The organism is Pseudomonas sp. RC3H12, from assembly GCF_018596375.1.
In the GTDB taxonomy this organism is placed as follows: Bacteria; Pseudomonadota; Gammaproteobacteria; order Pseudomonadales; family Pseudomonadaceae; genus Aquipseudomonas.
The window spans coordinates 5,433,215-5,445,383 of the sequence record NZ_CP075595.1 but is presented as its reverse complement, the minus strand read 5'-3'; the positions used below and the strand labels follow the sequence as shown (position 1 = coordinate 5,445,383).

10 protein-coding genes are annotated in these 12,169 nt (G+C 65.7%); 3 read left to right on the top strand and 7 right to left on the bottom strand.

What is annotated here, in order from left to right; all coding sequences use genetic code 11:
• The first annotated feature begins 6 nt into the window (after positions 1-6).
• Both KHO27_RS24685 and asd read left to right on the top strand, forming a co-directional pair.
• The gene (locus tag KHO27_RS24685) at positions 7-816 is read left to right on the top strand and encodes a rhodanese-like domain-containing protein (RefSeq protein ID WP_110702003.1); all 810 of its coding nucleotides are present in this window, start codon (positions 7-9) and stop codon (positions 814-816) included.
• A gap of 9 nt (positions 817-825) precedes the next feature.
• Positions 826-1,689, top strand: a complete 864-nt coding sequence (asd, locus tag KHO27_RS24680; protein WP_214500918.1) for an archaetidylserine decarboxylase — start codon at positions 826-828, stop codon at positions 1,687-1,689.
• A gap of 161 nt (positions 1,690-1,850) precedes the next feature.
• On the opposite strand, the gene serB is transcribed toward asd, so the two are convergent.
• On the bottom strand, positions 1,851-3,065 hold the full coding sequence (gene serB / locus KHO27_RS24675) for a phosphoserine phosphatase SerB (RefSeq protein ID WP_110702005.1): 1,215 nt from the start codon (positions 3,063-3,065) through the stop codon (positions 1,851-1,853).
• Positions 3,066-3,200: 135 nt separating this feature from the next.
• On the opposite strand from serB, the gene KHO27_RS24670 reads away from it, so the two are divergent.
• Entirely contained in the window at positions 3,201-4,652 is a 1,452-nt protein-coding gene (locus KHO27_RS24670) for a histidine kinase (RefSeq protein WP_110702007.1), read from the top strand.
• Between the two features lie 180 nt (positions 4,653-4,832).
• On the opposite strand, the gene KHO27_RS24665 is transcribed toward KHO27_RS24670, so the two are convergent.
• The 6 genes from KHO27_RS24665 to KHO27_RS24640 all read right to left on the bottom strand — a co-directional run bounded on the left by KHO27_RS24665 (position 4,833) and on the right by KHO27_RS24640 (position 12,033).
• Positions 4,833-5,543 (bottom strand): PqiC family protein, encoded by a 711-nt coding sequence (locus tag KHO27_RS24665; protein ID WP_038706898.1) that lies wholly within the window; start codon positions 5,541-5,543, stop codon positions 4,833-4,835.
• Between the two features lie 176 nt (positions 5,544-5,719).
• Positions 5,720-7,978 carry a DNA topoisomerase IV subunit A gene (gene parC / locus KHO27_RS24660; RefSeq protein ID WP_110702009.1) on the bottom strand — a complete coding sequence of 753 codons (2,259 nt, stop codon included), beginning with the start codon at positions 7,976-7,978 and terminating at the stop codon, positions 5,720-5,722.
• A 10-nt stretch (positions 7,979-7,988) separates the two neighbouring features.
• Complete coding sequence (locus KHO27_RS24655; protein WP_102682178.1) at positions 7,989-8,507, bottom strand: retropepsin-like aspartic protease family protein; 519 nt, start codon at positions 8,505-8,507, stop codon at positions 7,989-7,991.
• Positions 8,504-9,490: an esterase-like activity of phytase family protein gene (locus KHO27_RS24650; protein WP_198754809.1), complete on the bottom strand. Its 987-nt coding sequence runs from the start codon at positions 9,488-9,490 to the stop codon at positions 8,504-8,506. Before KHO27_RS24650 ends, KHO27_RS24655 begins: the two co-directional genes overlap by 4 nt.
• The gene (gene parE, locus KHO27_RS24645) at positions 9,487-11,391 is read right to left on the bottom strand and encodes a DNA topoisomerase IV subunit B (protein WP_023630810.1); all 1,905 of its coding nucleotides are present in this window, start codon (positions 11,389-11,391) and stop codon (positions 9,487-9,489) included. Before parE ends, KHO27_RS24650 begins: the two co-directional genes overlap by 4 nt.
• Before the next feature lie 33 nt (positions 11,392-11,424).
• Complete coding sequence (locus KHO27_RS24640) at positions 11,425-12,033, bottom strand: YqiA/YcfP family alpha/beta fold hydrolase (protein ID WP_110702013.1); 609 nt, start codon at positions 12,031-12,033, stop codon at positions 11,425-11,427.
• Positions 12,034-12,169: the final 136 nt, after the last annotated feature.

The following is a 12,169-nucleotide window of genomic DNA, read 5'->3' as shown; positions in this document are numbered from 1 at the left end:
ACGTGGATGACTGACTTTTCCGGCCTGCCCCTGGTGATCGAAGCCGAGGACCTGCTGCCGCGCCTGGATTCGCCACGGCTGATCCTGGTCGACCTGACCAGCGCCAACCGCTATGGCAGCGGGCATATCCCCGGAGCCCGCTTCGTCGACCCGAAACGCACCCAGCTGGGCCAGCCCCCGGCCCCCGGTCTGCTGCCGGCCCAGGCAGACCTGGAAAAGCTGTTCGGTGAACTCGGCCACCGCGACGATGCGGTCTACGTGGTCTACGACGACGAGGGCGGCGGCTGGGCCGGGCGCTTCATCTGGCTGCTCGACGTCATCGGCCACAAGGGTTACCACTACCTGAACGGTGGCATCCAGGCCTGGCCGGCGGACAAGCTGTCCACCGAAACGCCCGAAGTCGCCGGCGGCCCGGTGAACCTGCACCTGCATGGCGAACCCACCGCCACCCGCGAGTACCTGCAGAGCCGCCTGGGCGACGCCGACCTGGTCATCTGGGACGCCCGCGGGCCACTGGAGTACAGCGGCGAGAAGGTGCTGGCAGCCAGGGGCGGGCACATTCCAGGCGCGATCAACTTCGAGTGGACCGCCGGCATGGACCTCAACGACCACCTGCGCATCCGCAAGGACATCGCCGAAGTCCTGCAAAACCTGGGCATCACCCGCGACAAGGAAGTGATCACCCACTGCCAGACCCACCACCGCTCCGGCTTCACCTACCTCGTGGCCAAGGCCCTCGGCTATCCACGGGTGAAGGGCTATGCCGGTTCCTGGGGCGAATGGGGCAACCACCCCGACACGCCCGTCGAAGTTTAAGGACGCTCAATGAAATCCCGCTTGTTCATCATCAGCCAGTACCTGCTGCCGCACCACCTGCTGTCGCGGCTGGCCGGCTGCGTCGCCGAGTGCCGCGCACGCTGGTTCAAGAACGCCTTCACCGCCTGGTTCGCCAAGCGCTACCAGGTGAACATGTCCGAGGCACTGGTCGAAGACCTCAGCGCCTACGAGCACTTCAACGCCTTCTTCACCCGCGCCCTCAAGCCCGGCGCCCGCCCGCTGGACGAGACCCCCGGCGCGATCCTCTGCCCGGCCGACGGCGCGGTCAGCCAGCTCGGCCCGATCGAGCATGGCCGCATCTTCCAGGCCAAAGGCCACGGCTACAGCGCCCTGGAGCTGCTGGGCGGCGACCCGGCCCTGGCCGCGCCGTTCATGGGCGGCGAATTTGCCACCATCTACCTGTCGCCCAAGGACTACCACCGCGTGCACATGCCGCTGGCCGGCACCCTGCGCGAAATGGTCTATGTGCCGGGCCGTCTGTTCTCGGTCAATCAGACCACCGCGGAGAACGTGCCGGAGCTGTTCGCCCGCAACGAGCGCGTGGTGTGCCTGTTCGATACCGACCGCGGCCCGATGGCCGTGGTGCTGGTCGGCGCGATGATCGTCGCCTCGATCGAGACCGTCTGGGCCGGCCTGGTCACGCCGCCGAAGCGCGAGTTGAAGACCTTCCGCTATGACGACGCCAGCCGTGCGCCGATCCATCTGGAGAAAGGCGCCGAACTGGGCCGTTTCAAGCTGGGCTCCACCGCCATCGTGCTGTTCGGGCCAGAGCAGGTGAAGTGGGCCGAGAGCCTCGGTGCCGGCTCCGCCGTGCGCATGGGTGAGCTACTGGCGCAGCCGGCCCAGGCCTGATTGACTGCTGCAACAAGAAAGGCCCTGCTCAGCAGGGCCTTTTTCATTGGGACCGCTACGCGGTCCATCGCCAGCAAGCCGGCTCCCACAGTAACAACGCAAACCTCTGTGGGAGCCGGCTTTCCGGCGAAAGGGCTGCAACGCAGCCCCAGGGCTCAAGATCAACCGCGTGCTTCGCGATCGCGTACGCCGAGCAGGTACAGCACACCATCCAGACCCAGGGTCGAGATCGCCTGCTTGGCCGACTGACGCACCAGCGGCTTGGCGCGGAAGGCCACACCCAGGCCGGCCAGGGACAGCATCGGCAGGTCGTTGGCGCCATCGCCGACGGCAATGGTCTGCTCGAGTTGCAGGCCCTCTTCGCCGGCCAGTTGCTGCAGCAGATCAGCCTTGCGCTGCGCATCGACAATCGGCTCGACGGCCACGCCGGTGACCTTGCCATCCACCACTTCAAGCTCGTTGGCGAATACGTAGTCGATACCAAGGCGCGCCTGCACCTGCTTGGCGAAGTAGGAGAAGCCGCCGGAAAGGATCGCAGTCTTGTAGCCCAGGCGCTTGAGCTCGGCGAACAGGTGCTCGGCGCCCTCGGTCAGGCGCAGCGAGGCGCCAATCTGGTCCAGTACGCCCACGTCCAGGCCCTTGAGCAGCGCCATGCGCTCTTTGAAGCTGGCCCGGAAATCCAGCTCGCCACGCATCGCGCGCTCGGTGATCGCCGCCACCTGCTCACCGACACCGGCAGCCTTGGCCAGCTCGTCGATGACTTCAGCCTCGATCAGCGTCGAATCCATGTCGAACACCGCCAGACGGCGGTTGCGGCGGAACAGGTCGTCGCGCTGGAAGGCGATGTCGATGTTGAGCTCTTCGGACAGGGCGAAGAAGTCGGCGCGCAAGGCCTGGGCATCGCTGGCTTCGCCACGCACGGAGATTTCCAGCGCGGATTTGCCCTTCTCGGTCTGGACATCCAGCGCCACGCGGGCCGACAGGCGCTCGATGCGCTCGATGGTCAGGCCGTACTGGCTGATGATGGCGCTGACCCGCTGCAACTGTTGGGGAGTGACCCGGCGGCTGAGCAGGGTGACGATGTGGCGGGCCTCGCCCTGGCTGTCGGCCCAGTGCTGGTAGTCGGCCTCGGAGATCGGCGTGTAGCGCGCCTGCAGGTTCAGCTCATGGGCCTTGGCCTGTACGCTCTGCAGCAGCGCGGTGGCCACCTCGTTGTCGGGAATGTCGACCAGGATGCCGAACGACAGCGTGCCGTGCATGACCGCAAGGCCGATGTCGAGAATGTTCACACCGCCCTGGAGCAGGACGCCGGTGATGGCCGCGGTAAGACCTGGACGGTCTTCACCAGTGATGTTGATCAGGACGATTTCGCGCAAGACCGGGCTCCAACTCGATGAAAAATGCGCATTCTACCGATTTTCCATGACCATCGGGCGCCAACGCTACTTTGCCGACAAAACACGTATCGCTATACTGCCCAGCAACTTTCTCGCCATGAAGAGCCGCGCTCTGTGAACCGGCCCACGCCCGTAAAACCCGATAACTTCTTCCTGATGATCTACCGAGCCCTCAGCCAGCGCCGAATCCCCCTGGCCCTGCGCATTGCCAGCCATAACATCTTCCTGGTGGCCCTGGCCCTGGTGATCTATGCCTGCGTGATGGGTTTGCAGTTCAAGCAGGCCATGCACGAGCAGGCCGATGCCGTTGGCCAGAGCCTGACCACGCAAACGGCCACATCGGCCACCGAGCTGCTGGTGTCCAACGACATCCTCAGCCTCAACGTGCTGCTCGGCAACCTGGTGAAGAACCCGCTGGTGGCCCATGCCGCCATCTACAGCGTGGACAACCGCATCCTCGCCGAGGCCGGCCAGCGCCCACGCAATAGCTTGCTGGGCGAAACCGAAGGGGTCTACCAGACAAAGATCACCTTCCAGGACGTGACCGCCGGCCAGTTGCGCATCAGCCTGGACATGAGCCAGTTCCAGCAACCGATGCTGATCAGCCTGCAGAGCATGGGCATCCTTGCCGCGATCCTGTTGGCCCTGGCGCTGACCCTCAGCCTGCGTCTGGGCCGTTTCATCTCCACCCCGCTGCTGCAACTGCGCGTCTGGTTGCGTGATCCGCATCCCTACACGCCGGGCATCGACCGCCAGGACGAGATCGGCGACCTGGCCCGCCAGCTGCACGCCCGCCTTGCCCCGCCGCCGCCACCGGAGCCGGAAGAAGAGGACCAGGAAGACGATTTCGATGAGGTGCCCGCCCCCAAGGCCGCGCCACGCACGAAAGTCGCGGCACAGGCAACCGAGCACGACGATGACGATGACGCCTTCGCCGATCTGCTGGATGAGCAAAGCGCCCCGGCCAAACCCGTTATCGTCGAGTCCGACGAACCACAGCACAGTGCCGTGCTGGCCGTGCAACTGGGCTCCCAGGAGCAACTGCGCCGCCTGCCGCGCACCCGCCTGACCGAATTGCTGGAACGCTACCGCGACTGCCTGGACCAAGCCGCATCGCTGTACGAAGGAGAAGTCCACACCCTGAACGATGGCAGCACCCTGCTGCTGTTCCACAGCCGTGACAGCGGCGAGGACTACCTGACCAATGCCATCTGCTGTGGCGAGCTCCTGCGCGCCCTGGGCCACGCCCTGCAGATCGAGGTGGCAGACAGCGGTATCACCCTGCAACTGCAGCTGGGCCTGGTGCTGGCCGACGACCTGCAAGGCATGGATCAGGTCGACTTGCTGATGACCGAACAGGCCCAAGACGCCCTGGCCCTGTCGCAGCACAGCCGTAACCTGTTGCTGGTCGAGCGCCGCATCAGCGATGACACCCTGGTGCGCCAGCGCGCGCGCATCCGCCCGATCGCCAGTCCGGAGGGCGCCTGCTGTGTCGAGCGCCTGATGGAGCCTTACCCGTCCATGCTGGAGCGCCAACTGGCGCGGATGCACGAGCGCCGCGCCTGAGCCAACTCTGATTCAAGGCCTGCGTGGGAGCGGGCTTGCCCTGCGATAACGTCGGGGCAGGCAATGTTGCTGTCTTGGCGAGCCCTATCGTGGGGCAAGCCCACTCCCACGCCGTCCCGATCACATGGCGACACCCACAAAAAAGCCCGCATCGCTGCGGGCTTTTTCATGCCTGTCATATCAGAAGCGGAACACTTCCATATCGGTACGAATCGGTGAAGCCATCGGAATCTTTGGTTTCTCCGGCTCTTTCTTCACCTGCACCGGCGCGGCCGGCTTGCGTGGCGCTTCCTCGGCGATGGCCGGCTGGTTGGCCAGCGGCTTGACCGTGGTGCTCAGCTGTTCGACCAGTTTCTGCAGCAGCTGCCCCTGGGCTTGCACCTGCGCCGACTCACTACCCGCATGGGGCTGCTCGAGGTGGACGATACGGTTGTCACGCACCTGGCCACGGCGATCCAGCACGCGCCACTGCGCATCGAGGATCGCCGGCTGGTTCTTGCCCGAGTCCAGGCGGGTGATTGACAGCAACACCTGCACGTCCGGCGTGAAGCCGGCACTTGCCGGCGCCAGCACCACGCGTTGGCTGTCCAGGCGCCAGGCCAGCTGGCGTACCAGCAACTGGTCGATATCCGACGAAAGGCTGCCAGCCCAGCGACCGTCGGTCGCCGCGGTCAGGCTGCCATCGGTCTGACGCTGCAAAAAGGTTTCACGTTGCAGGTAGTCGGCCACCGATACCGGGCCAAGCACCACCGCCATGCCCGCAGCCTGGGTCGGCTGGCCGGGATCACCGCTGTCGAGCTGATACAGGGCAACCGGCTGGTGCATGCTGCACCCGCTCAGGCCCAGCAGGCCAGTCATCAGCAGCGCAAATGGAAGGCGCAGAAATTTCATTCATCCCATCCAGGCGGTCGTCACCAGACTGACCGCAGTGATACTCATGTAGATTCATCCGGGCACTCGGCCACGCCGGCGCCAACGAGGGCCCTATCATCCGCGAAATAGCCGCTCGACTCCAGCATTTCCGCCCGAAGCGGCGTTGAAAACGCCGCAACAGACGGCCCATCCATTCACGCGGGGGTTTCTACCAGCAGCCCGTCGACGCGCTGGAAACCACGTGGCAATTTGCTACCACGGCGCCCCCGCTCGCCTTTGTAGTGCTCGAGATCATCGGGCTTGAGCGAAAGGGTACGCTTGCCAGCTTGCAATACAAGGGTGGAGCCCTCGCTGATCACCGCAAGATCGGTCACGTATTCCTCGCGGCTGGCCACCCGGTCACCCGGCACGCCGATGATCTTGTTGCCCTTGCCTTTACCCAGCTGCGGCAGGTCGGCCACCTTGAACACCAGCAGACGGCCCTCGGTGGTCACCGCGGCGAGCCAGTCCTGCTCACGATCGGTCACCGGGCGCGGGGTCATCACCTTGGCGCCGTTGGGCAGGCTGAGCAGGCCCTTGCCGGCCTTGTTCTTGGCCTGCAGGTCCTCGCCCTTGACCACGAAGCCGTAGCCGGCGTCGGAGGCCACGACGTACAAGGCATCGTCTTCCGGCAGCAGCACGCATTCGAAGGTGGCGCCCGGTGGCGGGGTCAGGCGGCCGGTCAAGGGCTCGCCCTGGCCACGGGCCGACGGCAGACTATGGGCGGCCAGCGAGTAGCTGCGACCGGTGGAGTCGATGAGCACGGCAAACTGATTGGAACGTCCGGCGGCGGCGGCCTTGAAGCCGTCGCCAGCCTTGTACGAAAGGCCCGTGGCATCGATATCGTGGCCCTTGGCACAACGCACCCAGCCCTTCTCCGAAAGCACCACGGTAACCGGCTCGGTCGGCATCAGTTCGTTTTCCGACAGGGCCTTGGCCTCGGCCCGCTCGACGATCGGCGAGCGGCGGTCGTCGCCGTAGGTCTCGGCGTCCTTGATCAGCTCGCTGCGCACCAGCTTGCGCAGCTTGGTGTCGCTGCCCAGCAGCGCTTGCAGTTGCTTCTGTTCCTTGAGCAGCTCGTCCTGCTCGCCGCGGATCTTCATCTCTTCCAGACGCGCCAGTTGACGCAGGCGGGTCTCGAGGATGTAGTCGGCCTGGATCTCGGTCAGGTCGAAGCGGGCGATCAGGGCCTGCTTGGGATGCTCCTCGGTGCGGATGATGTGGATCACTTCATCCAGGTTGAGGAACGCGGTGAGCAAGCCTTCCAACAGGTGCAAGCGCTTCTCGACCTTGTCCAGGCGATGCTGTAGGCGACGCCGCACGGTACCGATGCGGTACTCCAGCCACTCCAGCAGCAACGCCCGCAGGTTCTTCAGCTGCGGGCGACCGTCGAGGCCAATGATGTTGACGTTGACCCGGTAGGTGCTTTCCAGATCGGTGGTGGCGAACAGGTGCTGCATGAGTTCGGCGGCATCCACGCGGTTCGAGCGCGGGATGATCACGATGCGGCACGGGTTCTCGTGATCCGACTCGTCGCGCAGGTCGGCGACCATCGGCAGCTTCTTGGCCTGCATCTGCGCGGCGATCTGCTCGAGCACCTTGGCCCCGGAAACCTGGTGCGGCAGCGCGGTAACGACGATGTCGCCATCCTCGATGCGGTACACCGCGCGCATGCGGATCGAGCCTTTGCCGCTCTCGTAGATCTTCTGGATGTCGGCGCGCGGGGTGACGATCTCGGCTTCAGTCGGGTAGTCCGGGCCCTGGATATGCTCGCAAAGCTGCTCGATAGTGGCCTTGGGCTCGTCGAGCAGTCGCACGCAGGCGCTGGCCACTTCGCGCAGGTTGTGCGGCGGCACGTCGGTGGCCATGCCCACGGCGATGCCGGTGGTGCCGTTGAGCAGGATGTTCGGCAGGCGCGCGGGCAGCACGGCCGGCTCCTGCAGGGTGCCGTCGAAGTTCGGTACCCAATCCACGGTGCCCTGACCCAGCTCGCCGAGCAGCACTTCGGAATAGCGCGACAGCCGCGCCTCGGTATAACGCATGGCGGCGAACGACTTCGGATCGTCCGGCGCACCCCAGTTGCCCTGGCCGTCGACCAGGGTGTAGCGGTAGCTGAACGGCTGGGCCATCAGCACCATGGCCTCGTAGCACGCCGAGTCGCCGTGGGGGTGGAACTTGCCAAGCACGTCACCGACGGTACGCGCCGATTTCTTGTGCTTGGAGTCGGCATCGAGCCCCAACTCGCTCATGGCATAGACGATGCGTCGCTGGACCGGCTTGAGGCCGTCGCCGATGTGCGGCAGGGCGCGGTCCATGATCACGTACATGGAGTAGTTGAGGTAGGCCTGTTCGGTGAAGTCAGCCAGGGAACGGCGTTCGACGCCGTCGAGACTGAGTTCGAGTGAGTCGCTCATGCGGGCCTCGTCATTTCAGGTTCTGGCGCAACAGCATGGTGCCGCCGCGCTGGGTAAATTCAAGTTGTTTCAGGGCACTCATGCCCAGCAGCACGCCCTGGCCATCCAGGCCGGGCACCACCAGCGCGCGCACGTCGCGCAGGTGGATATCGCCCAGTTGCAGGCTGTCGAGCCGCGTGCGGTAGCCTTGGGTTCGGCCATTGGCGGTGCTCAACTGCACCGCGGCGCCACGCGCCAGCTCCAGGTCGCGGGCCAGTGCCTCGGGGACCGCCACGTCGGTGGCGCCGGTGTCGAGCATGAAATGCACCGGTCGCCCATTGATCGCGCCATCGGCGACGAAATGGCCCTGGCCGTTGCTCAGCAGGCGCACCTCGACGAAGCCATCGCCCTGCTCGCTCTGCACCACGCTGTTGGGATTCTGCTGACGTTCTTCCCACTGGCCGAAAAAACGCGTGGCGAGGAACATCGCCGCCGCCCAGGCGACAATCATCAACACCCTGCCCGCGCGCTTGCCCGGTGGCTGGCTCATGGCTTGGCGCTCCAGCCGCCCTGCGGCGCGTCAAAGCGCCAGACGATCGGCCGTGTTTCACCATCCACCCGCGGGCGGTCATTGTTGTCCACGCCGATCCAGGCACCGCCCTTGTCGATCACCAGCGCCTCAGCCAGGCCGTAAGGCTGCGAGTAGCGCCGCGACTCCATCAGGGCCTCGGCGGCGAACGACCAGCAGCGCTCCACGGCGCCCGTGTCGGCATCCCGTCGGCAAATGCGGTAGGCATTGCGCTCGAGGGTGAACAGCTTGCCTTCGAACCAGGCCAGGTCGGCAAAGTCACGTGATACCGGGCGTGCCTCGGGGAATTGCGGCGGCTGCATCTCGACACCCGCCTCGCTGAGCAGTACGCAGCCGCGCCCGCAGGTCCACACCGATTGCTGGCGCTGCACCGCGAGCAGGCCACGGCGCTCGCGCTCGGCGGCCAGCCACAGGCGATCGCCCGCCGGGTTGATCGCCAGCCCCTCGAACAGTGCGTTGAAATGCAGCAACATGCCGCTGGCCCGCGCTTGGCGCACCATGGCCTGGTCGATTTTCAGCCAGTCCGGCTCACCGTCCACGGGCAACTGCAGCACGGCGGCGTGGGCCTCGCTGACGATGTAGAGGTTGCCGGCCTGATCGCAGGTGATGCCCTCGAAATCCAGCTCGCCGCCGCGGATGTAGGACGCCGCCCAGTTGCGCGACTTGAGCCCCCAGGGCAGGCCGGTATCGGGCGCGGGGGGCGGGGTGAAAGTCTGCGGCAGGGCCTGCCAGGTCGCCTCATCCTGGTCCAGGCGGTAGATACGGTCGTCATCGCGGTCGGACACCGCCCACAGCGCCCCACGGCACCAAGCCAGGCCCGACAGGTTGCCGCCGCGCATGCCATCGACCACATGCTCGGCGCTGAGCTTGAGCTGCGGCCAGTCGCCGGCCTGGGCCTGCAGGGCGAATAACGCCAGGCAGGCCAGGAGCAACGGACGAATCAAACCAGGACCTCGGCCAGGTTGCCTTTGGTCTCCAGCCAGCTCTTGCGATCGCCCGCACGCTTCTTGGCCAACAGCATGTCCATGATCTCGGTGGTGCCCTGTACATCGTCCAGGGTGAGCTGGACCAGGCGCCGGGTGTTCGGGTCCATGGTGGTTTCGCGCAGTTGCGGCGGGTTCATCTCGCCCAGGCCCTTGAATCGGGTGACCTGCGGCTTGCCGCGCTTTTTCTCGGCGACCAGGCGGTCGAGAATGCCGTCGCGCTCGGCTTCGTCCAGGGCGTAGTAGATCTCCTTGCCCAGGTCGATGCGGTACAGCGGCGGCATGGCCACGTAGACATGCCCGGCCTCGACCAGCGGGCGGAAATGCTGGACGAACAGCGCGCACAGCAGTGTGGCGATGTGCAGGCCGTCGGAGTCGGCGTCGGCGAGGATGCAGACCTTGCCGTAGCGCAGCTGCGAAAGGTCGGCTGCGCCCGGGTCTACGCCGATGGCCACGGCGATGTTGTGCACTTCCTGGCTGGCCAGGACTTCACCGCCATCGACCTCCCAGGTGTTGAGGATCTTGCCGCGCAGCGGCAGGATGGCCTGGAACTCCTTGTCCCGCGCCTGCTTGGCCGAGCCCCCTGCCGAGTCACCCTCGACCAGGAACAGCTCGGCGCGCATCGGGTCCTGGCCGGCACAATCAGCCAGCTTGCCGGGCAACGCCGGCCCCTGGGTGATGCGCTTGCGCTCGACCTTCTTGCTCGCCTTCAGGCGCCGGCCAGCATTGCTGATGGCCAGTTCCGCCAGTTGCATGCCCAGTTCGGGGTGGGCATTGAGCCACAGGCTGAAGGCGTCCTTGACCACGCCAGAGACGAAAGCGGCCGCCTCGCGGGACGACAGGCGCTCCTTGGTCTGGCCGGAGAACTGCGGCTCCTGCATCTTCATCGACAGCACGAAGCTGATGCGCTCCCAGACGTCCTCGGGAGCCAGCTTGACCCCGCGCGGCAGCAGGTTGCGGAACTCGCAGAACTCGCGCATGGCGTCCAGCAGGCCCTGGCGCAGGCCGTTGACGTGGGTGCCGCCCTGGGCGGTGGGGATCAGGTTGACGTAGCTTTCCTGGATGCTGTCGCCACCTTCCGGCAGCCACAACAGGGCCCAGTCCACGGCCTCCTTGTTACCCGCCAGGCTGCCGCAGAACGGCTCGTCTGGCAGGCGCTGGAACTCGCTGACCGAATCGACCAGGTAGGAGCGCAGACCGTCCTCGTAGTGCCACTCGACCTTCTCGCCGGTGCCCTTGTCCTCGAAGCTGATGGACAGCCCCGGGCACAATACGGCCTTGGCCTTGAGCACGTGCTTGAGGCGGCTGATGGAGAACTTCGGCGAATCGAAATACTTCGGATCGGGGCTGAAGTACACGCTGGTGCCGGTGTTGCGCTTGCCGACGGTGCCGACCACCTCCAGCTCGCTGGCCTTGAAGCCGTCGGCGAAGGTCATCTGGTACTCGTTGCCGTCGCGCTTGACGCGCACGCGTACCTGGCTCGACAGGGCGTTTACCACCGAGATGCCGACGCCGTGCAGGCCGCCGGAGAACTGGTAGTTCTTGTTGGAGAACTTGCCGCCGGCGTGCAGCTTGGTAAGGATCAGCTCGACACCGGAAACGCCCTCTTCGGGGTGGATGTCCACCGGCATGCCGCGGCCATCGTCGCTGACTTCCAGCGAGTGATCGGCGTGCAGAACGACCTGCACCGACCGGGCGTGGCCAGCCAGGGCTTCGTCGACGCTGTTGTCGATGACTTCCTGGGCCAGGTGGTTGGGCCGGCTGGTGTCGGTGTACATGCCCGGCCGCTTGCGGACCGGGTCAAGGCCCGAGAGGACTTCGATGGCGTCTGCGTTATAGGCGCTAGCGCTGGGATTGGCCATGGGTTCTCGTCGTCAGTCTGGTGAATGCAAAAGTCAAAATACAGAAAAGTCCAGCGCCGCGTACTGCCCGCGGGCAATGCCGGCGAACGCCAGCAGGGCCGGCAACTGTTCGGCGAAGCCCTGGTAACTGTGGTCGCCACCGGCCTGGATACGCAGGGCGCAGGCGCGGTAGTAGCGCTCGGCCTGGCGATAGTCCAGGGTTTCATCGGCGGTCTGCAACCACACTTGATAGCGGGCGGCATCCTGCGGCGCCGGCACTTCCAGCTCGGCCAGGGCGTCCACGTGGTCGTGGGTGAGCTCCCAGGCTTCGTCGGTATAGAGGTTGCGCTGGGTGCCGAGGTAGCCGTCGAACAGCTTGTGGGGGGCCACTGCCGGGTTGATCAACAGCGCCTTGAGCCCGTGTCGCTCGGACAGGTGGGTGGCATAGTAGCCGCCGAGTGAGCTGCCGACCAGCAAGGGCGCGCCGAGCTCGGCGATCGCCGTCTCCAGTTGGGCGATGGCCTGGCGTGGATGGTGGTGCAGGGCCGGGACCCGCAGTTGCTCGGCCAAGCCGAGCTGCTGCATCACCGCTTCGAGCTGGCGTGCCTTGGTCGACAGCGGCGAGCTGTTGAAGCCATGGATATAGAGGATGGAACCCGACATGCTGCCCCCGGACGCAAAGACGCGCAGTGTAGCGTGTTCGAGGGGCATTGGCGCAGCGTGGGGATTTTCGCAACAAATTCTTCAAATGACCGGGGGCGCTCTGCGCCCCTTTCGCTGGCAGGCCAGCTCCCAAGGG